The sequence below is a fragment of the Sulfitobacter sp. M13 genome, assembly GCF_053474885.1.
The window spans coordinates 587,107-609,061 of the sequence record NZ_CM130281.1; the positions used below are offsets into that span (position 1 = coordinate 587,107).

Here is a 21,955-nt window from a genome sequence, read left to right on the forward strand (position 1 = left end):
TCAAACCCGCTGCGTGCAGACATATAATTACGCAAAACATGGGATTCGATAGCCTTTGACACTTGGAAAGTCAACAACGCTGACGTAAGCTCTTGGCGCAGCAACGGGAGACGACAATGGCGGACGGACGCGGCCCATCATCACACACGGGCGAGAACCTGCTATTCCTAACGGATGAACAGCTGCGTCAGGGGATCGAGGCGATGTTCTTTGCCTACCGTGGTTTCACGGCCGACCCCGACAAGATACTGGTGGACATGGCCTATGGTCGCGCACACCACCGTGCAATCCACTTTATCAACCGTGCACCGGGCACGACGGTGAACAACCTGCTGGGGATTTTGGGTGTTACAAAACAATCCCTTAATCGTGTCTTGCGCACGTTGATCGCCGATGGTCTTGTCAAAAGCCAAGTGGGAAAAACCGACAAGCGGGAGCGGCATTTGTATCTGACCGACGCAGGGCGCGCGCTCGAACAGACATTGTCTGATGCACAACGGATGCGGATGCGCAGCGCGTTCCGCGATGCCGGACCAGAAGCGGTTGCGGGTTTCCGCACCGTGCTGGAGGCGATGATGGACCCTGAAATGCACCACAGCTACACGCGCCTAAAGGAGAATGGCGCATGAAAGAGGCAGATGCGCACCTGCTGATCGTCGATGATGACGAACGTATCCGGTCTTTGTTGCAAAAGTTTCTGATGCGGCATGGCTTTCTGGTGACCACGGCCCGCGACGCGGCCCATGCACGGCGCATTCTGGCGGGGTTGGATTTTGATCTGATCGTGTTGGATGTGATGATGCCGGGCGAGGACGGGCTGAGCCTGACCCGTGGTCTGCGCGAAACCATGCAAACGCCAATCCTGCTGCTGACCGCCAAGGGCGAGACGGAAAACCGCATCGACGGGCTGGAAGCAGGGGCGGATGATTACCTTGCCAAACCGTTTGAACCCAAGGAGCTGCTGCTGCGGATCAACGCGATCCTGCGCCGTATGCCGGACACCCGCGTCGCAGATGCAGCGCCCAAGGTCCTGTCGATGGGCGCGATCCGCTATGATATCGAACGCGGCGAGCTGTGGCAGGGCGACGATCTGGTGCGATTGACCGCCACCGAAATCCAGCTGATGCGGATTTTTGCCGCCCAGCCGGGGGCGGCGCTCAGCCGGTCCAAACTGGTCGAAGAATTAGGCCGCGACCGCGGGCAGGCGCAGGAACGCGCGGTTGATGTGCAGATCACGCGTCTGCGCCGCAAAATCGAAGATAACCCCAAACAGCCCCGCTATCTGCAAACCGTACGCGGCGCGGGCTATATGCTGGCACCCGACTGACGCCCCCTAGCTGCAGGGGGTTTGATCCGCAAAATTGGCGCAAGAGAATTTGCGCCCAATAAATCGGCACGGTCACTGGAAGCCAAAGCGCGGGCGGGCTATGTTTGGGCCAAGTTTGATTGATGGGATTCACGGCAATGACAGATACTCCGGTAGAAGAGATGAGCTTTGAGGCGGCGATGGCGGAACTGGAAAAGGTTCTGGGCCAGCTAGAGCGGGGCGATGTGGCGCTGGACGAAAGCATTTCGCTGTACGAACGCGGTGCCAAGCTCAAGAAACGCTGCGAAACCAAGCTCAAGGAAGCCGAAGAGAAAGTTGCGCAGATCACGCTGGACGGCGACGGCAACCCTGTCGGAGTGACTCCTGTTGACGGGGTTTGACATCTCGCTTGAGACCGAGCTGACGCGAAAGCCCTTTGCAGAGGCGTTGCCAAAGGCTGCGGATCTGGCGATCGGCCAAATCCTGCACGGACTTGGCGGGCTGGACGGCACTGTGGCCGAGGCGATGCGCTATGCCGTGACAGGCGGCAAGGGTCTGCGGGCGTTTCTGGTGATCGAAAGCGCGCGGTTGCACGGGGTGATGGGCGCGCAGGCCGCCCCCGCCGCTGGTGCCATCGAGGCGTTGCACGCCTATTCGCTGGTGCATGATGATATGCCTTGCATGGATGATGACGCGCTGCGTCGGGGCCAGCCCACAGTGCACCTAAAGTGGGACGAGGCGACGGCGGTTCTGGCTGGCGATGCGCTGCAAACACTGGCGTTTGAACTGGTCGCGGCGACGGGCTGTGGCGATGCTGAACGGGTTGCGCTCGTGGCTGGGTTGGCGCGGGCCGCCGGTGTGCGGGGCATGGTCGGTGGGCAGGCGATGGACATCGCCGCCGAAACCGCACGCCAACCGCTGACGCTGGACCAGATCACAACGCTTCAGGCCGGCAAGACCGGTGCGCTGATCGAATGGGCTGCGACAGCAGGGCCGGTGATGGCGTGCGATGATCCTGCCGCCCTGCGCAGCTATGCGCGCAACCTCGGGCTGGCGTTCCAGATTGCCGATGACATTCTTGACGTTGAAGGCGACGCCGCCACGGTGGGCAAAGCCGTCGGCAAGGATGCCGATGCGGGCAAGGCGACTTTTGTATCGTTGCTGGGGCTCGACCCTGCCCGTGCGCGTGCCCGTGATCTTGTCGATGCTGCTTGTGATGCCCTGTCCCCTTACGGCACAGACGGGGAAACCTTGCGAGACGCAGCCCGCTTCGTTATTGCCCGCAAAAGCTGATCCGGTGGAGAGCCAGATGACCGATAGACCCGATACGCCCCTTTTGGACCGTGTAAACCGCCCTGCCGATCTGAAGAATTTCTCGGACGCAGAGCTGGTGAAACTGTCCCATGAACTGCGGGCAGAGACGATTTCTGCCGTGTCCGAGACGGGCGGCCATCTGGGCGCGGGTCTGGGGGTGGTTGAACTGACGGTCGCGATCCATTCGGTGTTCGATACACCCAAGGACAAGCTGATCTGGGACGTAAGCCACCAGTGCTACCCGCATAAAATCCTGACCGAACGCCGCGACCGCATCCGCACCCTGCGGATGAAGGACGGGTTGAGCGGTTTTACCAAGCGCAGTGAATCACCCTACGATCCCTTCGGTGCGGCGCATTCGTCGACCTCTATCAGCGCGGCTCTTGGGTTTTCGGTCGCGCGTGATCTGGGGGGCAATGTGCCCGAAGGTCTGGGCGATGCGATTGCGGTGATTGGCGATGGGTCCATGTCGGCAGGCATGGCCTATGAAGCGATGAACAACGCGGGCCATTTGAAAAAGCGGATGTTCGTTATTCTGAACGACAACGAAATGTCGATCGCGCCGCCTGTGGGGGCGATGTCCACATACCTCAGCCGTTTGTACGCCGAAGAACCGTTTCAGGACTTCAAGGCCGCAGCCAAGGGTGCGGTCAGCATGTTGCCTGGCCCATTCCGCGAGGGGGCCAAGCGCGCCAAAGATATGCTCAAGGGCATGGCCGTGGGCGGGACGTTGTTCGAACAGCTTGGGTTTTCCTATCTCGGGCCGATTGACGGGCATGACCTGAACCAATTGCTGCCCGTGTTGCGCACGGTCAAGGCACGGGCGACGGGGCCGGTGTTGATCCATGTGATCACCAAAAAGGGCAAGGGCTATGGCCCCGCCGAAGCCGCCCGCGATAAAGGCCACGCGACCGCCAAGTTCAATGTGCTGACAGGCGAGCAAAAGAAAGCGCCGTCGAACGCCCCAAGCTATACCCGCGTCTTTGCGGACAGCCTGATTGCCGAAGCGGCGAACGACGACAAGATTTGCGCCGTGACCGCCGCGATGCCGGACGGGACGGGGCTGAACCTTTTTGCTGAACGCTATCCCAGCCGGTGCTTTGACGTGGGCATTGCGGAACAGCACGGGGTGACATTCTCTGCCGGATTGGCGGCGGGCGGAATGAAGCCGTTTTGCACGATGTATTCAACGTTCCTGCAGCGCGGCTACGATCAGGTGGTGCATGACGTGGCGATCCAGCGTTTGCCGGTGCGGTTTGCGATTGATCGCGCGGGACTGGTCGGGGCCGACGGGGCCACCCATGCGGGTGCGTTTGATGTGGCGTTTTTGGCGAACCTGCCCGGTTTCGTCGTGATGGCCGCCGCGGACGAGGCAGAGCTGGTGCATATGGTCGCGACGGCTGCGGCCTATGACGATGGCCCGATTGCCTTCCGTTTCCCACGGGGCGAAGGCGCGGGCGTGACGATGCCAGAACGCGGTGTGCCGTTGGAGATCGGCAAAGGGCGCATCATCGCCCAAGGCAAGCGCGTGGCGCTGCTGTCCTTTGGGACGCGCCTGTCCGAGGTGGAAAAAGCCGCCGAGGCGCTGCGGGCCAAGGGGATCACGCCCACCATCGCCGACGCACGCTTTGCCAAGCCGCTGGACCGCGACATGATCCTGTCGTTGGCGGCCGACCACGAGGCGCTGATCACCATCGAAGAAGGGGCCGTGGGCGGTTTTGGCAGCCATGTGGCGCAGCTTCTGGCGGATGAGGGCGTGTTCGACGAGGGGCTGAAGTACCGGTCGATGGTATTGCCCGATACCTTTATCGATCAGGCGAGCCCTGCCGATATGTACGCGGTCGCGGGGATGAACGCCGAACACATCGAAGCCAAAGTGCTGGATGTTCTGGGCATTGCCAGCATCGGGGCGCAGCGGGCCTGACGCTCAGGCCCGCGCAATAAAGGGGTATCAGGCGTCGAGCAATTGCCGCGCTGCCACAATGCCAAGCGCCGCCGAAGCTGCCTCGCGGCCCTTTTCGACGAAATGCGCGCGATAGATCGCATTGTGGTGGTCGGTTTCCTGATAGTGATGCGGCGTCAGGGACACGGATAGCACAGGCACGCCCGTATCAAGGCCCACGCGCATTAGCCCGTCGACCACGGCTGCAGCCACGAAATCATGACGGTAGATGCCGCCATCAACCACAAAGGCGGCGCAGATGATTGCATCATACTTGCCGGATTTGGCGAGGGTCTGTGCCATCAGCGGCATCTCGAACGCGCCGGGGACATCGACCACGTCGATCTGGCTGGCGGGGATGGCTTCTGCAAACCCGTCATAAGCGCGGTCCACAATATCGGCGTGCCAGCGTGCTTTTACAAAGGCGTAGCGGGTGTGTGTCATAGTGATCTCCTTTTTTTCGTCAGCGACACAAGTCACCCAAGGCGATCACGATTACGGACGGACCCCGTGGGGCCGCAGCAAACGCATTCTCTTTCATCCGGACTATGACCGTCGGCTCTGGCATCTCACCAGATCTGCTGACCAAGCGTCCCGTTAGGGGCGCGTTGCGCTCGCGGGCTCGTGGCACTGGGGCCACATACCGCCGGTGGGGAATTGCGCCCCGCCCTGAGAATGCTTGTACGTTGCCAAGGCGGGGGCAGGTCTGCAATACCAAAAGTGCGTTTGCAGTTTGGACCCTACGTTATGCACCCCAATCCCGTTTACCACGACGCCAACACCGCCAAGAACATCGCCTTTGCGCGCGACCGCAGTTTTGGTGTGCTTGCTGCCACTGGCGACGATGGGCCATTGATCAGCCATATCCCGTTTTTGCTGAACGAAGCGGGGGATCAGGTGGATTTGCATCTGGTCCGATCAAATCCGATTGCGCGGGCGCTAACGTCGGCGTTGCCGGTGAAGCTCGCCATCAGCGGGGGCGACAGCTATGTCTCGCCCGACTGGTACGACATCGACGATCAGGTGCCGACATGGAACTATGTGGCTGTGCATCTGACCGGCGCGCTGGAACTGCGTCCGCAAGAAGAGCTGCTGGACCTGCTAGATCGCCAATCCGCCTGGTTCGAAGATCGTCTGCTGCCCAAGCCACCTTGGACCACTGCCAAGATGGCACCTTTGACCATGCAAAAAATGATGCGCATGATCGTGCCCTGCCGGATGCGGATCACCGGTGTCGATGGCACGTGGAAGCTGAGCCAGAACAAACCGGACGCGGTGCGGCTTGCAGCTGCAGATGGCGTGGAGGCGCACGGCTTTGGCGCTGGAACAGGCACGCTCGCCCGCCAGATGCGTGCGGCGACAAACACCTGATCAACAAGCGATTGCACAGGGCGCGGTTGACGTTGATAGTCCGACCGAACCCTGAGGAGGAGACACGCATGAAACTATCCTATTCCCCGACATCGCCCTATGTCCGCAAAGTCATGGTGTTGCTGCACGAAACCGGCCAGCTTGAAGACCTCACGCTTGAGAATATCACAACCACGCCGCTTGCAGCTGATGCGGCGCTGCTGCCCAATAACCCGCTCGCCAAAGTGCCCGCGCTGGTGCGCGACGAGGGGCCGGCGCTGTACGACAGCCGCGTGATTTGCGCCTATCTGGACGATCGCGCAGGGGGCAAGCTGTACCCGACCGGCAGCCGCCGCTGGGACACGCTGACGCTCGAGGCGACGGCGGACGGCATTTTGGATGCGGCGCTGGCGATGGTGTACGAAGGGCGGATGCGTCCGGCGGACAAGCAGATGCCTGAATGGGTCGAAGGCCAGTGGGCAAAGATCGACCGCGCCTGCGCTGCATTGAACACGCGCTGGATCAGCCAGCTTTCCGGTCCGCTGGATATGGGGCAAATCGCGGTCGGTTGCGCCTTGGGATACCTTGATTTCCGGCATGACGCTCGCAACTGGCGCAAGGGCAATGACGCCCTGGCCGACTGGGCGCGCCGCTTTGATTCGCGTGCATCCATGCAGGCAACCGCGCCTCCGGCCGGATAAAAGCGCAAAAATTCCAACCGTCACCCTTGAAGGAATGCAACACTGCGACGGTTTGCGCGACAAAGGTATCTGGACGTGCGCGACGCAGCCCGCTAGTAACCAAAAGAATTGTGGGAGGTGCGTCAGCGCCGCCCCTTGATTTAATGGCCGTCAGGCCCTCGATTTGGAGTTAACCCGTGTCCCAAGCAGAAGATCACGCAGGCACCCGGAGGGATTTCCTCTATTATGCCACAGCTGGTACAGGTGCGGTCGCCGTCGGCGCAGCCGTCTGGCCTTTGGTCAATCAGATGAACCCGTCCGCAGATGTGAAGGCGCTGTCGTCCATCCGCGTCGATGTGTCCGCGGTCGAGCCGGGTACACAGCTCACGGTCAAATGGTTGGGTAAGCCGGTTTTTGTCCGCCGTCGCACCCAAGAAGAAATCGACGAAGCGAGATCGGTTGATCTGGCTGATCTGCCGGACGCAGGTGCAGAGAACAACAACCTTGCAAACGGTGCTGCCGCAACAGACGAAAATCGGGCGATGATTGGCAAGGAAGACTGGCTAGTCATGGTTGGGGTCTGTACCCACTTGGGTTGCGTTCCACTGGGCGACGCGGGTGACTTTGGCGGCTGGTTCTGCCCTTGCCACGGGTCTCACTATGACACTGCGGGCCGTATCCGCAAAGGGCCAGCACCGCGCAACCTGCTGGTGCCCGTCGCAGAATTCGTGGATGAAACCACGATCAAATTAGGTTAAGGGAGAACTGGAATGGCTGGAATTCCTCACGACCATTACGAGCCGAAAACAAACGGGCAAAAGTGGCTTCATAGCCGTCTTCCCGTTGTTGGGCTGCTGTATGACACTTTGATGATCCCGACACCGAAGAACCTGAACTGGATGTGGATCTGGGGCATTGTTCTGACGTTCTGTCTGGCGCTGCAAATCGTGACCGGCATCGTTCTGGCGATGCATTACACGCCTCACGTTGATGCGGCGTTTGCGAGCGTCGAGCACATTATGCGTAACGTGAACGGCGGCTATATGCTGCGCTACATGCACATGAATGGTGCCTCGTTGTTCTTTGTTGCGGTCTACGCGCACATCTTCCGCGGCCTGTACTACGGGTCGTATAAAGCGCCACGTGAAATCACCTGGATCATCGGCATGCTGATCTATCTTCTGATGATGGCAACCGGCTTTATGGGCTATGTTCTGCCTTGGGGTCAGATGTCTTTCTGGGGTGCAACGGTTATCACCGGTCTGTTCGGTGCGATCCCGTTCATCGGGGAAAGCCTGCAAACGCTTCTGCTGGGCGGGCCTGCGGTTGATAACGCCACGCTGAACCGCTTCTTCAGCTTGCACTATCTGCTGCCCTTCGTGATTGCCGGTCTGGTGATCGTCCACATCTGGGCGTTCCACACCACCGGGAACAACAACCCCACAGGTGTCGAAGTCCGTCGCACCAGCAAGGAAGACGCGAAAAAAGATACGCTGCCGTTCTGGCCCTACTTCGTGATGAAAGACCTGTTCGCGCTGGCCGTGATCCTGGTTGTGTTCTTTGCGATCGTGGGATTCATGCCGAACTATCTGGGCCACCCCGATAACTATATCGAGGCAAACCCGCTTTCGACGCCTGCGCATATTGTGCCTGAATGGTACTTCTTGCCGTTCTACGCGATCCTGCGTGCCTTTACCGCCGAAGTCTGGGTCGTTCAGATTGCGTCCTTCGTGACCGGTGGCATCATCGACGCCAAGTTCTTTGGTGTTCTGGCGATGTTCGGTGCGATTGCGGTGATGGCGTTGGTGCCTTGGCTGGACACATCCTCGGTGCGTTCGGGCCGCTATCGTCCCATGTTCAAATGGTGGTTTGCGCTGCTGGTGATCGACTTCTTCGCGCTGATGTGGCTGGGTGCCATGCCTGCGGAAGAACCTTATGCTAGCTTCTCTCTCATCGCGTCGGCCTACTGGTTTGCGTATTTCCTGGTGATCCTGCCGCTTCTGGGTGTGATCGAAAAGCCGGGCGCGCAGCCTGAAACCATCGAAGCCGACTTTGACGCGCATTACGCGCCAAAAACCGGCGGCACCAAGACGCTGGTCAAGCCAGCAGAGTAAGGACCATGACAATGATCAAGAAAACCTTCCTTTCGGCTGTTGTCGCCCTGGGCTTTGCAGGTTCCGCTGCTTTCGCCGCTGGTGGTGAAGCGCATATCGAAGACTTCGACTTCTCTTTCGAAGGGCCGTTCGGGGCCTTCGATACCAACCAGCTGCAACGCGGTCTGCAAATCTATACCGAGGTCTGCTCTGCATGCCACGGTATGAAGTTCGTGCCGATCCGTACCCTTGCGGATGATGGTGGCCCTCAACTTCCCGAAGATCAGGTCCGCGCCTATGCAGCGAACTTTGATATCTTTGACGCCGAGCTGGACGATATCCGCCCCGGCACGCCGGTCGACCATTTCCCTGGGTCTGCGCTGGAAACCGCGCCAGACCTTAGCTTGATGGCCAAAAAGCGCGCCGGTTTCCACGGGCCTTACGGTCTGGGGATCAACCAGTTCTTCAAAGGCATGGGCGGACCCGAATATATCGCGTCCCTGATGACCGGCTACGAAGAAGCCCCAGCCTGCGCCCCCGAGGATTTCCCCGGTCACTACAACACTGCGTTCGCGAGCGGCGGCTTCCCCGAGTCCTGCAAGGACGAAGAAGGCCACGCCACAGTTGGAGGCAGCTGGATCGCGATGGCACCGCCACTGTACGGCGATGACGTCACGTATAACGACGGCCACGAGTCTGATCTCCACCACGAAGCCGAAGACGTCGCGGCCTTCCTGATGTGGACAGCCGAGCCCAAGCTGATGGCACGCAAGCAAGCCGGTTTTGCGGGCGTTCTGTTCCTGACGCTTCTGTCGGTCCTGCTGTACCTGACCAACAAACGTCTTTGGGCCCCTGTGAAGCACAAGGAAGACTAATCGTCTTTCACAAGGCTAACGACTGATGAAAGCCCCCCGGATCCTGTGCGATCCGGGGGGCTTTTCTTTGGGTCGATGGGTGTTTTACGTCCGTGCGGCTTTCGGTATCCGCCCGTATCGAAGCCACTGCGTTAGCGATGAAATCCCGCGACCCGATCCATTCTAGTAGCACCAAAGCCTGCCAGCGCCATCATAACGGAAACGTTTGCCGGCCCGTAGACGGTAAGCCGTGCGGGTATAAAGAGCTGCGTGAACCTTTCGGCAAAGCGCCCGCCGAACTGCGCGAAATGCGCCATCACGGCGGCATTATCGGCGTAACGTTCCAGCGCGGTACAGCTGCGACGGTCATCGGACATATAGAATTCACAGTGCAGCGTGCGCGGCTCATCTACCCGCGCGGCTTTTATCATGTCCTCAAGCAGCGGTTGGACATGATCATCCTGACCGTCCCGCACGTCCATTTCGAGGACCCATTCGATAATTTCGCTCATACTTACCCTTTCTCACTAGGGAATCACCCTAGTGGAGAAAGGTTTACAAACTGCGACGGCTCACACAGCCAGCAGATGGCCTTCAGTCTGGCCGGTGATCGTGGCGGGAATAATCGCGCCTTCGGTTTGGGGGATGGCAAAATGGGTCTCGGTGAATTGCTCTGTCCGGCCCATGGTGGGGCTTTCCATCAACACCTGATGCGCACGCCCTTGTTGGGCAGCAAGGTGGCGGCTGACCTGCGCTTCGCCGGCGGCGCGTAACTGTGCGGCGCGTTCCTTGATCACGGTGCCGTTCACCGCCGGCATCCGTGCGGCGGGGGTGCCTTCGCGGGCGGAGTAGGGGAAGACGTGCAGCCAGGTCAAATCGCATTCCGTCACCAGCTTGAGCGAATTTTCGAACATAGCGTCGGTTTCTGTCGGAAAGCCTGCGATGATGTCCGCGCCAAAGGTCATGTCGGGGCGCAGCTTGCGGGCGTCTTGGGCAAAGCGGATGGCATCGTCGCGCAGGTGGCGGCGCTTCATCCGTTTCAGGATCATATCGTCACCGTGCTGCAAGCTCAGGTGCAGGTGTGGCATCAGGCGCGGTTCGGTGGCGATGGCCTGCATCAGGTTCTCGTCCACCTCGATGGAATCGATCGAACTGATCCGCAAGCGCGGCAGGTCGGGCACCAGCCGCAGGATGCGCATGACCAGATCCCCCAGCCTGGGCGTCGCGGGAAGGTCCGCGCCCCAGCTGGTCAGGTCCACGCCGGTCAGCACGACCTCGTTAAAGCCCTTGTCGACCAGCCGCTTGATCTGATCCACGACAACGCCCGCAGGGACCGACCGTGAATTGCCACGGCCATAGGGGATGATGCAGAAGGTGCAGCGGTGGTCGCAGCCGTTCTGGACCTGAACATAGGCGCGGCTGCGCGTGCCAAAGCCGTCGATCAAGTGGCCTGCCGTCTCGGTGACCGACATGATGTCGTCAACCTGAAGCGCCTCTGTCTCGCCGATAAAATCAGCCGCGAGTCCCTGCCACGTCGCGCCAACCATCTTTTCGGTGTTGCCGATCACGACGTCGACCTCTGCCATCTTGGTAAAGGTATCCGGTTCGGTCTGCGCGGCGCAGCCGGTGACGATCAGCCGTGCATTCGGGTTCGCCTTGCGCAGTTTGCGGATGTCCTGACGCGCCTTGCGTACGGCCTCGGCGGTGACGGCGCAGGTGTTGACGATCACCGCATCCTTCAGGCCCGCCTGCTCGGCCAGTTCCTTCATCGCCTCGGTCTCATAGGCGTTCAGGCGGCAACCGTGATTCGAAAAGATCGGGGTGCTCATGTCAGGCTTTCCAGAAAAGAAGGGGTCAGCACGCCGCTGAATACATGGGCCGACGGGCCGGTCATCCAGACGCCATCCTCGCGCCAGTCGATGTGCAGGGTGCCGCCGTCCAGATCGATGCGCACAGCACGCCCTGTGAGCCCCCTGCGAGACGCTGCAACCGCCGTCGCGCAGCTGGAGGAGCCGGACGCCAGCGTAATGCCCACACCCCGTTCCCACACGCGCATGCGGATATGATCGGGGCCGACAATTTGCGCGATCTGCACGTTGGTGCGTTCGGGATAGAGCGCGTGATGCTCTATGCCGGGGCCAAAAGCGGCCAGATCAATCGCGTCCACATCGTCGACAAAGAAGGTGCAATGCGGATTGCCCATGCCGGTGGCCGTCGGGGCACCATCCATCGGCAACTCGAGCGTATCCATCTGGCGGGCCAGTGGAATTTCGTCCCATTCAAGCTGGGGGTGGCCCATGTTCACGGCTGTCAGCCCGTTCCCCGCGTCCCGCGCCGCCAGATCACCGCGGTCCGTGGTCAGGTGCAGCTGCGTCTTGCCGGTCTCGTCCATCAGGAAACGCGCGATGCAGCGGGTGGCATTGCCACAAGCAGCAGAGGTGGACCCGTCGGCGTTAAAGAACGTCAGGTGGGCGTCTGCCGCGCCATCCGTGATAACTGCCAACTGATCAAAGCCCACACCGAACTGGCGATGCCCGATGGCCTGCGCGAGGGCAGGAGTTACCTCTGGAAGAGAAGGCACGCCCTCAAGTCCCGCATCCGGCACATCTTTCTGGCGCGCATCCAGCACGACCTTTTTGCGCGCATCCAGCACGACAAAATCATTTCCCAGCCCATGCATCTTCATGAAGGGCAAACCGTTGGTCAAATCACTATACATTCGGCGCATATAACGCGGCATTTGAAACTAATCCAGCTTGAGTGAAGTTTTTCGTACGTTTCTGCTTGACCCCAACGCCACACCTTTCTAGTAAGCCGCCTAGTGGGCCTGTAGCTCAGTTGGTAGAGCAACTGACTTTTAATCAGTAGGTCTCCGGTTCGAACCCGGACGGGCTCACCACTACCTTTCCAGTTTAACTGGAACGAAAAAAACAGCGTCCCTCGGGGCGCTGTTTTTCGTTTCGGGCTAGGGGGTTAGAAACTAGCCGCGATGGCCTTCAAAAGTTTTCAGCGCGATCCCTGCATCTTGCAGCGATGATTTGACCGCACGGGCAATGTCGACCGCTTCGGGGGTGTCGCCGTGTAGGCAGATCGTGTCGATGGCCGCTGGAATCGTTTTGCCACCCTCGGTCAGGATCGCGCCTGCTTTGACCATTTTCACCATACGCTCGCCCGCGAGCGCTGCGTCGTGAATCACCGCGCCGGGTTTAGAGCGGTCGACTAGCGTCGCGTCGTCGTTATAGGCGCGGTCGGCAAAGATTTCTCCGGCCCAGGCGCAGCCCAGCGATTGCACCGCGTCCTGTTGCGCTGTGGCGGCCAGTACCATGACGATCAGATCAGGCGCGACGCTGAGCGCGGCCTCGTAAAGGTCTCGGGCCAACACTTCATCCTCTGACGCCATATTGGCCAGCGCGCCGTGCAGTTTCAGGTGACGGACCGATGTGCCAAGGCTGCGGGCCATGCCGACGCTGGCGGCGACCTGATAGCGGACCTGATTTTGCAGTGTGCCCCGTGGCACCGACATGCGATTGCGGCCAAAGCCGGCCAGATCCATGAAACCGGGGTGCGCGCCAATGCCGACACCGTTATCGCGGGCCAGCGTCATTGTGGCTGACATCACATCGGCGTCGCCTGCATGGCCACCACAGGCGATGTTGGCAGAGCTGATGATTTGCAGCAAAGCGGCATCATCGCCCATTTTCCATGGGCCATAGCTTTCGCCCATATCGGCGTTTAGATCGACGGTCGGCATTTAATGCTCCTCTTCAAAGGGGTTGTCGGTGGCAGAGATCGCACCGCCCACCAGCTGATAGGCCAGCAGGTTGCGGATTTTGGCGGGGTCGCGGATCAGCGGGGTGATCTGGCCGCCAAGCGCCTTGATGTCGCGACGGTGCTGCGTCTCGAGCGTGATGGCATCTTCGAGGGTGATGAACTCGAACTGGATCGCGGTGCCAGATGCGGCTTGCGCCACGCGTGGCAGGTCGCGGGGAATGACGGTCCCGATACGAGGGTAGCCGCCGGTGGTCTGGCATTCGCCCATCAACACAAAGGGCGCGCCGTCGCCGGTGATCTGGATATCGCCGGGCACGATGACTTCGGACAGGATGGTCAGCCCGCCGTCGGCGCTGAAACCTGTCCCGTCGTGATCCATGCGCACGCCCATGCGGTTGGCACGCGGATCACGGGTAAAGGCGGTGGTTTCAAATCGCTGGCGTTCTTCGGGGGTAAAGTGATCGGTCTGCATGCTGGCCACGACGCGTACGGTGCCCCCGTCAAAGCGGCCGTCACGCGGCAGTTGCAGCCCCGTCTCGCGCGATTTGTCGGCCCCAAGGGAGAGCGCGTCGCCCGCGGCCAAGGGCTGCCCCAGACCGGCGCTCAGGTGGCTGGCACGGGCCCCCAGCAGTGTATCAGAGGCAATGCCCCCGCCCACGTGCAGGTAGCCATAGGTGCCGCCTGTGGTGCCGCCGATGGTCAGCTTGGCCCCTGCGGGCAACATGTGGCTGGCGTTCCAGACGATGGCATCCCCGTCGATGCTAGCGGCCATTGTGGCCCCTGTCAGCGCGATGCGGATGTTGGCGTCAGCGGTAAAGGTCCCGCCGGTGCCCGTCATCTCTATCGCAGCAAGGTCGGGGGACTGGCCCAGCAAGGCGGCCCCTTCGTAAACTGCGACAGGATCAGCGGCGCCGCCCTTGGTCAGCCCTTGGGCACGCCAGCCGGGTCGGCCCATATCCTGTATCGTCAGGGCGGGGCCGGCCTGGGCGATGGTGAGGGTCACGGTCATGCCAGTACCTCTGTCTCTGCACCGCCCTGACCGGTTTCGTCAGAGGCGGTGATTTTGTCATAAGCGCTGCGCGAAATGGCGGGAAAGCACAGCTCGTCCCCCGGCGAGAGCGCAAAGGGCGTGTCGCTGCGCGGCCGAAACGTTTTGAATGCGGTTTGCCCGATGTGTCGCCATCCCGTGGGCGACGCGTTGGTAAAGATGATCAGCTGTCTGATTGCCACAATCAACGCGCCGGCGGGGACGGATTTTGTCAGCCCCTGTTGGCGGGGAATATCCCAGTTCTGCGGCAGCTCGCCCATATAGGGCTGGCCGGGGGCAAAGCCGATGGTTAGCACGCGCACACGGGCCTGCGACAGCTGCGCAATCGCCGCGTCGGGGTCCAGCCCCGCAAGCTCAGCCGCTTCTTCCAGTTGCGGCGCAAGGTCGGTGCCATAGACCGTGGGCACATGCCACAGCGTGCGCCCTGTCGGCAGATCAGAGGTGTACCAGTCGCGCGTCGCCAGCAGGTCGTGCAGCCGGTCCAGCATGGTGTCCACCGACACGGCCACCAGATCGATTTGCAGGAAGGTCGAGACCAGCGATGTGCTTGTCTCTGCCACTTCTGGCCAGTCGGCGGCATCTACGGCGGCGCGGAATGACAGGGCAGCGCGGTTCGCGGGCTCTGACATCGTGTCAGCAAAGCGCACCAGCACGCCGGACAGGCCAACAGTCTGGATTAGGGGGAAGTCGCTCATTGCGGCACCTGCCTTAGGTTGTCGGGAAGCCATGTCGCGATGTCGGGGAAAAAGATCAGGACAAAGACCATCACCACCATGATCAGGAACATCGGCAAGGCGGCTTTGGTAATATACCCCATCTCGTGATCCGTCATGCCTTGGATGACGAAAAGGTTGAACCCGATCGGCGGCGTGATCTGCGCCATTTCAACGACGACCACAACAAAGATACCGAACCAGATCAAGTCGATCCCCGCGCCGCGCACCATGGGTTCGACCACAGCCATCGTCAGCACGACCGACGAAATACCATCAAGGAACATGCCCAACACGATATAGAACACCAGCAGCGCCATCAGCAGTTGAAAGCGCGTCAGTTCAAGCGCGGCAATCCCGTCCGCCAGCGCACGCGGCAGGCCGGTAAAGCCCATCGACAGCTTGAGAAAGGCAGCACCTGCAAGGATCAGCGCGATCATCGCAGAGGTGCGCATTGCGCCCATCAGGCTTTCTTGAAAGCTGGTCCAGTTCAGCGACCCTTGCATCAGCGCCAGCGCCAGTGATCCCAGCACGCCAATAGCAGCGGCCTCTGTCGCGGTGGCATAGCCCAGATACATGGACCCGATCACCACCGTGATCAGCCCAAAGACCGGCAGCAGAAAACGCGAGTTGCGCAGCTTGGCAGCAAAGCTCATCCCCGTTTCGACGTCGGGGTTCCAGTCCTTTGAGGTCAGCGCGATAAAGGCGACATAGGCCATGAACATCAGCGCCAGAATAAGCCCCGGCAGGACGCCGGCAAAGAACAGTTCGGTGATGCTTTCGTTCACAGTCACGCCGTAAACGATCAACGCCAGCGACGGCGGGATCATCAACCCAAGGGTCGCGGCACCAGCAAGGGTGCCGATGATCATCTTTTCAGGATAGTTGCGCGCGCGCAGTTCGGGGATCGACATCTTGCCCACGGTCGACAGCGTCGCGGCAGAGGATCCCGATACGGCGGCAAAGACCGTGCAGCCGACGATATTGGTATGCACCAACCCGCCCGGCAATTTTGCCAGCCACGGCGACAGCCCTTTGAACATATCCTCGGATAGTCGTGTCCTGAACAGGATTTCGCCCATCCAGATGAACAGCGGTAGCGCGGTCAGCGTCCACGAGCTGGACGAGGCCCAGATCGTCGTGACCATGGCATCGCCAACGGGGCGGGTGGTAAACAGCTCCATCCCGAACCAGGCGACGCCCATCAGCGCCAGACCGACCCAGACGCCGGAGCCCAGCAAGAACAACAGGACGGTGATAAATAGAATGATCGCATAAAGTTCCGTCACAGCGTCACTCCCCAAAACTTTGATCGACAAGATCGCGGGTGAGACGGTGTTCGCCTTTTACGATCAGATATAGCAGGTTATCGGTCAGCGCGACGGCAAGGATACCGCCACCCACAACCATCACGGACTGCGGAATCCACAAGGACGTGGCGTCTTGTGCCTGACTGACTTCGTTGAACTTCCATGACCAGTAGACGAACCAATAGGCGTAGTAGGTAAAATACCACGCGATGGCGGCGGCAAGGCCAAAACACCAGATTTCAAGCAGCCGTTTCGGGCCAGCGGGCAGGGCGTTCAGCAGCACCGACACGCGGATATGCGCGCCGCGGTTCAGCGCGTTGGCAAAGGCCAGAAAGCTGGAGGCGGCCATCGCATAGCCAGCATAGCTTGCCGCACCGGGGAAAACCTCGCCGGTCCATCGTGCAATCATCTGCACCACGATCAGCAGCAGGATCGCGACAAGACTGACGGCAGCCAAGGCACCAGATGCGAAATAGATGAAATCAAGCAGGCGTCGCAGGATGTTCATGAGAAAGGTCTCCGGTTTGGCGGATCGCAGGAAAACGGCGGCACCGGTGTGGGGTGCCGCCGTCTGCGGATTTACTGCATGGATTTGTAGCTATCGACGATCGCCTGACCGTACTCGCCTGCATTCTCCAGCCATTCGGATGTCATGGTGCCGCCGATGTCGCGCAGGCCGGACATCAGATCTTCGCTGGCGGGTTCCACGGTCATGCCGCCTTCGCGCAGCCCTTCATAGGTGAACTGTGTATAGTCCTTGGAGGCTTGCAGCCCGCGTGTTTCCGCATCGCTGGCACAGGTGGTGATGATGGATTTGTTCTCTTCCGAGACATCGTTCCACACGTCGTTGTTGACCATGATGTAGTTGCGCGGCAGCCAAGCGTCGACCTCGTAGAAATGCGTCAGGCTTTCCCAGACTTTCTGGTCATAGCCGGTCGCACCGGAGGAGATCATCGATTCCGCAACGCCGGTGGCGAAAGCTTGGCTTAGCTCGGCGGCTTCGATGGTGACGGGCAGCATGCCTGTCAGCTCTGCCAGACGGCTGGTCGCGTTGTTGTAGGACCGGAACTTGACGCCTTTCATGTCCTCGACCGTGTTGACCTCTTTCTTGAAGTACAGGCCCTGTGGCGGCCATGGCACGTTATACAGCAGGGTCAGGTTTTGCTCTGCCAGCAGCTCTTCGATCTTGGGTTTGGCGGCTTGCCACAGTTTGTCAGACGCCTCGAAGGACGGCGCAAGGAACGGGATCGAGTCAAAGCCGAAGATCGCGTTTTCGTTCTGGTGACCCGACAGGATGCGTTCGCCCAACTGGACCTGACCCGTCTGGATCGCGCGTTTGATATCGGCACCCGCGATCAGCGACCCGCCGGGGTGTACGGTGATTTCGATTTCGCCTGCGGTGCCTTCGGTCACGCAGTTGGCGAATTCAACGCCGTTCTCGGAATGGAAGTTCGATGCCGAATAGGCCATCGGCATGTCCCACTTTTCCGCGGCAAAGGCGGGCAGGGCGGTGGTGAGCGTCAGGGCCGCGGTTGCGGCACCTGTCATCAATTTTGTCGTACGTTTCATGTGGTTCTCTCCTTGTTGGTTGGTCTTTGGCTTGCAGGGTTAACCCTTGCTAAACCGTTGTGGTGCATAAGGCTGCAGATCGGTGTTCACGGGGTGCCCCATGACCAATCCCGCAACAAGGCGGCCTGTTTTGGGCCCGCCTGTCAACCCGATGTGGTGATGCCCGAAGGCGGTAAAGACCCGGCTTGTGCCAACCTGCCCAATCAGGGGCAGACTGTCGCTGGGGGCAGGTCTGTGCCCCAGCCATTCGATTTCACGCGCGGCAGTCAGCTGCGGAAAGGCCGCCTTGGCCTGACGCCGCAACAGCGCCAGCGGTGCTTTGGAAGCGGCGGCGTCAAGTCCGCCGAACTCTAGGATACCCGCGCAGCGTAGGCCCTGCGCCATGGGGGTGGCAACAAATTTACCACTGGCGATCATCACAGGGCGCGTTGGCCCGCCCGTCGCGCCCTCAAAGATCACATGGTAGCCGCGTTCGGTTTCCAGCGGGACATTCAGCCCCAGCTTGGCCATCAGCGGTTTTGACCAGACGCCGGTGGCAAGCACGACATCATCACAGGCCACGCGGCCTTGGGTTGTCTCTATGCCACAGATCGCGCCGGCTGAGAGGTCGAAGTCCTTGACCTCGGCCTGCAGTATCGTGCCGCCGCCCTGTTCAAAGGCCTGTGCCAAAGCGGTCACATATCCGCCGGGGTCGCGGATAAAGCCGTGGTCCTTCATGGTGGCAAGCAGGTGAATATTCGGCCCAAGGGTCGGTTCATACTCGCGCACCTGCCCGCCTTCGATCAGATCGGGCGTGAAGCCGGCATCCGCCCGCAGCGCCCAGGTATAGGCCTCGGCGTCAAAGGCCGCGCGGTTGCGATAGGCAAAGACATAGTCGCTGTCTGTCACCCAGTCGGACAGGCCCAGATCGGCGGTCAGGCTTTTGTGCTGCTCGACACTGTCACCCACGATAGGCGCAAGACCCTGCGCGATCCGGCGGGTGTCCCGGTCATTCGCCACACGCAGATATTTGCCCAGCCACGGCAACAAGCGCGGCAGATAGGACAGGCGCAGATAAAGCGGCACATCGGGGTTCAGCAGCATCGCGGGCGCTTTGGCAATCAGGCCGGGCGCTGTGACCGGTGCCACGGCACAAGCGGCCAGCACGCCCGCGTTCCCATGCGACGTGCCTGTGCCCGGTGCCGCACGGTCGATGATCGTGACCTGCGCGCCTGCGCGTTGTAGCCAGATGGCCGATGACACACCGACGATACCCGCCCCCACGACGACCACATGGCGTGTCATGGGCGACCCATCGGATGAAAACAAAGGTGGTGCGGCATGGTTCTTGATTCCTTTCCGCTTACTTTGGCAGGGAAAAGCAATACGTCAACAAAATGTTTACAAATTGTAATCGTTAGCGCGCACTCAAGGTTTCAGTGCCAATGCGTTAGGCGAAACCGGTCGGTTCAGCGCAGCCAGCCGTCTTCGAATGTGATGTGGGTGACGCCTGCGAGCCGGACAATACGGGCCAGTTCAGCCTCAAACGCGACCTGTTTGCCTTTACCCCAACGCGTGCCCGGCTCTGGCCAAAGGGCGCGTACCACCAGCGTATCGCGGTCGCGGTGCGCCTTCATGTCCACGCGGGCGATGATGCTCTCGCCTTGCAGGATCGGGAACACATAGTAGCCATAAACCCGTTTTGGTGCGGGGACGAACATCTCTATCCGGTAGCGAAACCCGAACAGACGTTCGGCGCGTTTGCGGTCGCGCAGCGCAGGGTCGAAGGGGCTGAGCACCCGCAGCCGCGCGGTGGGGGCAATGTCTATCGCGGGGTCGCGTGCCAGACCCGGACGGGCATAGCTGCGATGAGGCGTGCCGTCGGCGCCCGCGATCTGGACCTGCTCAATCCGACCGGCAGCCTGTTCCTGGGTGACCCACATTTTCGCCTCTGCGGGGGTAATATGTGCCCAAAACGCAGCCAGTTCGCCCGGTGTGGCAAAACCCAAACGGTCCAGCGCCCCGCTGCAACACCAATTGATGGTCTGTGCCTCATCCGGTGCCTGCCACGGGTCGCAAAGCCCCGCGTCTATCACCCGCTCTGTCAGGTCATAGCGTTTTTGAAAGCCGTCGCGCCCCACCACGCAAAGCGCACCGGCGCGCCACAGATATTCCAGCGCAGTTTTCGACGGATGCCAATCCCACCACCCGTCATTTGAGCGCGGTTCGTCCTGCCCGACATCAGACGACGACACCGGACCATCTGACCGGATCTGGTCCAGCACGGTTTGGAACCGCCCTTCGAAATCATGTTTGTGCCAGTTTTTGTACCGCTTGCGCAGCATCTGCGCGTCGCGCTGCCGGCGCAATTCCCAATAAGGGTAAAAGCCCATCGGGATCACAGCGGCATCGTGGGTCCAGTGTTCAAATAGCGCACCATCGCGTTCATACAGGGTTTTCAGCGCCTGCGGACGATAGCGTTGCCGGCGCGAAAACAGGATCAGGTCATGCGCCCGCGCCACTGTGTTAATGCTGTCCAGTTGCACAAACCCCAAGCCGCGGATCAGCTGCAACAGGGCGTCCCCGCCGGCGGGGCCTTGCGGCGCATCGCCGAGCAAGTGACGGTGCAAAAAGATGCGACGCGCGTCACGATTGCCAAGCGTGGCGAGGGTCATACCTTGCGGTTGCGGCGCAGTGTATCCCCCAGCGACAAGGTGGGTGTCAGAGTGATTTGCGTTTGCAGATCCGGGTCCGGTTCATCCAGCGTATCATTCAGGATAATACGCGCAGCGGCCTGTCCGACCTCAAGCCGGCAGGCGTCCATCGTGGCAAGCTGGCGGGGCAGGCCCTGCAAAAGCTCCACGTTGTTAAAGCCGGCAAGGCCAATCTGCCCCGGAATATCAATGCCCTGATCGATCAGGTACAGCAGCCCGCCTGCGCCGATCATGTCGTTTGAATAATACAGGAAATCCAGTTCGGGCGACCGTTCGAGCATGTCTTGCGTCATCTCGCGCCCTTTCGCCAGCGCGGAGCCGCCGGAATAGAACGCGCGGTCCTCGATCTCTATTCCTGCTTTGGCAAGCCCTTCGGTGAACCCTTCGAACCGTTTACGTGCGCGGTGGTCCAATGGCATCTTGGTGCCCATGAACCCGATGTGTTCATAGCCTTCCTTGAGGATCGCCTTGGCCATTTCCTGTCCTGCGCGGCGGTGCGAGATGCCCACCATCGCATCAATCGGACGTCCGTCCACGTCCATGATCTCGACCACGGGGATGCCCGCGTTCTTGAGCATGGCACGCGTCGCATCGGAATGTTCCAGTCCCGCGATGATCACGCCCGAGGGCCGCCAGGACAGCATTTCGTACAAAACACGCTCTTCTTTTTCGGGCATATAGTCCGTCACGCCCACAACCGGCTGCAACGGCGTGTCTTCCAGCACCTGATTGATGCCGTTCAGCACCTCGGGGAAGACCATGTTCGACAGCGACGGAATGATCACCGCGACCAGATTGACCCGCTGGGATGCCAGCGATCCGGCGATCTGGTTGGGCACGTATCCCAGTTCCTTGGCCGCCGCCAACACCCGCCGCCGCGTCGCATCGGAGACATCGCCGCGTTTTCGCAGGACCCGGCTGACCGTCATTTCCGACACCCCGCAGGCATCGGATACATCACGAAGGGTCAACGGGCGTTTCGGAGGCTGTGTCAAAGGCGCTTGTCCTGCTTGAAAGTGGTATTCTATCAACAGCGTAGTGCGTCCCATGATCACAGGCAATCACCATATCAAGCACCCCGCCTCAGAGCTGCCGAGATGTCAGGTTCTGTGACTGGATCACCACCGCATTTTACGCTAAGGAAAACCCGTGGCCCCGTGGCTCAACTGGATAGAGCAGCCCCCTCCTAAGGGGCAGGTTGCAGGTTCGAATCCTGCCGGGGTCACCAAAAACACCTGAAAAATATGGCTTATTTGTAAGGGGTTCTGCAGATGCTTGCAGAAAGTCCCGTGAGCTTTCGCGCCGAATTCTG

General features: G+C 60.5%; 23 protein-coding genes, 2 tRNA genes and 1 riboswitch. Of the genes, 12 read left to right on the forward strand and 13 right to left on the reverse strand.

Annotation, left to right across the window (positions count from 1 at the left end; genetic code table 11):
• The first annotated feature begins 116 nt into the window (after positions 1-116).
• The 5 genes from ACVBAU_RS02690 to dxs all read left to right on the forward strand — a co-directional run bounded on the left by ACVBAU_RS02690 (position 117) and on the right by dxs (position 4,544).
• Positions 117-629, forward strand: a complete 513-nt coding sequence (locus tag ACVBAU_RS02690; RefSeq protein ID WP_138924544.1) for a MarR family winged helix-turn-helix transcriptional regulator — start codon at positions 117-119, stop codon at positions 627-629.
• Positions 626-1,327, forward strand: a complete 702-nt coding sequence (locus ACVBAU_RS02695) for a response regulator (RefSeq protein WP_138924543.1) — start codon at positions 626-628, stop codon at positions 1,325-1,327. Before ACVBAU_RS02690 ends, ACVBAU_RS02695 begins: the two co-directional genes overlap by 4 nt.
• A gap of 137 nt (positions 1,328-1,464) precedes the next feature.
• The gene (locus ACVBAU_RS02700; RefSeq protein WP_138924542.1) at positions 1,465-1,707 is read left to right on the forward strand and encodes an exodeoxyribonuclease VII small subunit; all 243 of its coding nucleotides are present in this window, start codon (positions 1,465-1,467) and stop codon (positions 1,705-1,707) included.
• On the forward strand, positions 1,694-2,599 hold the full coding sequence (locus tag ACVBAU_RS02705; RefSeq protein ID WP_335744926.1) for a polyprenyl synthetase family protein: 906 nt from the start codon (positions 1,694-1,696) through the stop codon (positions 2,597-2,599). Before ACVBAU_RS02700 ends, ACVBAU_RS02705 begins: the two co-directional genes overlap by 14 nt.
• A 16-nt stretch (positions 2,600-2,615) precedes the next feature.
• Positions 2,616-4,544 carry a 1-deoxy-D-xylulose-5-phosphate synthase gene (gene dxs, locus ACVBAU_RS02710; RefSeq protein WP_448327757.1) on the forward strand — a complete coding sequence of 643 codons (1,929 nt, stop codon included), beginning with the start codon at positions 2,616-2,618 and terminating at the stop codon, positions 4,542-4,544.
• A 27-nt stretch (positions 4,545-4,571) separates the two neighbouring features.
• Here the strand turns inward: dxs and ACVBAU_RS02715 are convergent, their stop codons facing one another.
• Complete coding sequence (locus tag ACVBAU_RS02715; RefSeq protein ID WP_335744944.1) at positions 4,572-5,012, reverse strand: 6,7-dimethyl-8-ribityllumazine synthase; 441 nt, start codon at positions 5,010-5,012, stop codon at positions 4,572-4,574.
• Positions 5,013-5,087: 75 nt separating this feature from the next.
• Positions 5,088-5,243: riboswitch (FMN riboswitch) on the reverse strand.
• 66 nt (positions 5,244-5,309) lie between these two features.
• On the opposite strand from ACVBAU_RS02715, the gene ACVBAU_RS02720 reads away from it, so the two are divergent.
• The 5 genes from ACVBAU_RS02720 to ACVBAU_RS02740 all read left to right on the forward strand — a co-directional run bounded on the left by ACVBAU_RS02720 (position 5,310) and on the right by ACVBAU_RS02740 (position 9,560).
• Positions 5,310-5,933, forward strand: a complete 624-nt coding sequence (locus tag ACVBAU_RS02720; RefSeq protein WP_138924538.1) for an FMN-binding negative transcriptional regulator — start codon at positions 5,310-5,312, stop codon at positions 5,931-5,933.
• 68 nt (positions 5,934-6,001) lie between these two features.
• Positions 6,002-6,613, forward strand: a complete 612-nt coding sequence (locus ACVBAU_RS02725) for a glutathione S-transferase (RefSeq protein WP_171048946.1) — start codon at positions 6,002-6,004, stop codon at positions 6,611-6,613.
• Between the two features lie 176 nt (positions 6,614-6,789).
• The gene (petA, locus tag ACVBAU_RS02730) at positions 6,790-7,350 is read left to right on the forward strand and encodes a ubiquinol-cytochrome c reductase iron-sulfur subunit (RefSeq protein ID WP_093731594.1); all 561 of its coding nucleotides are present in this window, start codon (positions 6,790-6,792) and stop codon (positions 7,348-7,350) included.
• Between the two features lie 12 nt (positions 7,351-7,362).
• Positions 7,363-8,706, forward strand: coding sequence for a cytochrome b (gene petB, locus ACVBAU_RS02735; RefSeq protein WP_093731593.1), 1,344 nt, complete (start codon positions 7,363-7,365; stop codon positions 8,704-8,706).
• 5 nt (positions 8,707-8,711) lie between these two features.
• Positions 8,712-9,560, forward strand: coding sequence for a cytochrome c1 (locus tag ACVBAU_RS02740; protein ID WP_138924536.1), 849 nt, complete (start codon positions 8,712-8,714; stop codon positions 9,558-9,560).
• Between the two features lie 131 nt (positions 9,561-9,691).
• Here ACVBAU_RS02740 and ACVBAU_RS02745 read toward each other — a convergent pair whose 3' ends face one another.
• The 3 genes from ACVBAU_RS02745 to dapF are packed head-to-tail and all read right to left on the reverse strand — an operon-like array spanning position 9,692 to position 12,258.
• The gene (locus ACVBAU_RS02745) at positions 9,692-10,051 is read right to left on the reverse strand and encodes a putative quinol monooxygenase (RefSeq protein ID WP_448327761.1); all 360 of its coding nucleotides are present in this window, start codon (positions 10,049-10,051) and stop codon (positions 9,692-9,694) included.
• Between the two features lie 60 nt (positions 10,052-10,111).
• Entirely contained in the window at positions 10,112-11,368 is a 1,257-nt protein-coding gene (gene mtaB / locus ACVBAU_RS02750; protein WP_448327763.1) for a tRNA (N(6)-L-threonylcarbamoyladenosine(37)-C(2))-methylthiotransferase MtaB, read from the reverse strand.
• Positions 11,365-12,258 carry a diaminopimelate epimerase gene (dapF, locus tag ACVBAU_RS02755; RefSeq protein WP_448328892.1) on the reverse strand — a complete coding sequence of 298 codons (894 nt, stop codon included), beginning with the start codon at positions 12,256-12,258 and terminating at the stop codon, positions 11,365-11,367. Before dapF ends, mtaB begins: the two co-directional genes overlap by 4 nt.
• A 104-nt stretch (positions 12,259-12,362) precedes the next feature.
• Here dapF and ACVBAU_RS02760 point away from each other — a divergent pair.
• A tRNA-Lys gene (locus ACVBAU_RS02760) sits at positions 12,363-12,438 on the forward strand.
• A gap of 81 nt (positions 12,439-12,519) precedes the next feature.
• On the opposite strand, the gene ACVBAU_RS02765 is transcribed toward ACVBAU_RS02760, so the two are convergent.
• The 9 genes from ACVBAU_RS02765 to ACVBAU_RS02805 all read right to left on the reverse strand — a co-directional run bounded on the left by ACVBAU_RS02765 (position 12,520) and on the right by ACVBAU_RS02805 (position 21,638).
• Positions 12,520-13,290: a LamB/YcsF family protein gene (locus ACVBAU_RS02765; RefSeq protein ID WP_138924533.1), complete on the reverse strand. Its 771-nt coding sequence runs from the start codon at positions 13,288-13,290 to the stop codon at positions 12,520-12,522.
• Positions 13,291-14,319 (reverse strand): 5-oxoprolinase subunit C family protein, encoded by a 1,029-nt coding sequence (locus ACVBAU_RS02770; RefSeq protein ID WP_448327765.1) that lies wholly within the window; start codon positions 14,317-14,319, stop codon positions 13,291-13,293. It abuts the gene before it with no gap.
• Positions 14,316-15,053, reverse strand: coding sequence for a 5-oxoprolinase subunit B family protein (locus tag ACVBAU_RS02775; RefSeq protein WP_448327767.1), 738 nt, complete (start codon positions 15,051-15,053; stop codon positions 14,316-14,318). Before ACVBAU_RS02775 ends, ACVBAU_RS02770 begins: the two co-directional genes overlap by 4 nt.
• Positions 15,050-16,360 (reverse strand): TRAP transporter large permease, encoded by a 1,311-nt coding sequence (locus ACVBAU_RS02780; RefSeq protein ID WP_093731644.1) that lies wholly within the window; start codon positions 16,358-16,360, stop codon positions 15,050-15,052. Before ACVBAU_RS02780 ends, ACVBAU_RS02775 begins: the two co-directional genes overlap by 4 nt.
• 4 nt (positions 16,361-16,364) lie before the next feature.
• Positions 16,365-16,889 (reverse strand): TRAP transporter small permease, encoded by a 525-nt coding sequence (locus ACVBAU_RS02785; RefSeq protein ID WP_138924530.1) that lies wholly within the window; start codon positions 16,887-16,889, stop codon positions 16,365-16,367.
• 71 nt (positions 16,890-16,960) lie between these two features.
• On the reverse strand, positions 16,961-17,950 hold the full coding sequence (locus ACVBAU_RS02790) for a TRAP transporter substrate-binding protein (RefSeq protein WP_448327769.1): 990 nt from the start codon (positions 17,948-17,950) through the stop codon (positions 16,961-16,963).
• Positions 17,951-17,989: 39 nt separating this feature from the next.
• Positions 17,990-19,234 (reverse strand): NAD(P)/FAD-dependent oxidoreductase, encoded by a 1,245-nt coding sequence (locus ACVBAU_RS02795; RefSeq protein ID WP_448327771.1) that lies wholly within the window; start codon positions 19,232-19,234, stop codon positions 17,990-17,992.
• A 164-nt stretch (positions 19,235-19,398) separates the two neighbouring features.
• Positions 19,399-20,604 (reverse strand): winged helix-turn-helix domain-containing protein, encoded by a 1,206-nt coding sequence (locus ACVBAU_RS02800; protein WP_448327773.1) that lies wholly within the window; start codon positions 20,602-20,604, stop codon positions 19,399-19,401.
• A complete protein-coding gene (locus ACVBAU_RS02805; protein WP_138925201.1) occupies positions 20,601-21,638 on the reverse strand; it encodes a LacI family DNA-binding transcriptional regulator in 1,038 nt (345 codons plus the stop codon). Before ACVBAU_RS02805 ends, ACVBAU_RS02800 begins: the two co-directional genes overlap by 4 nt.
• A gap of 156 nt (positions 21,639-21,794) precedes the next feature.
• On the opposite strand from ACVBAU_RS02805, the gene ACVBAU_RS02810 reads away from it, so the two are divergent.
• A tRNA-Arg gene (locus ACVBAU_RS02810) sits at positions 21,795-21,871 on the forward strand.
• Positions 21,872-21,955: the final 84 nt, after the last annotated feature.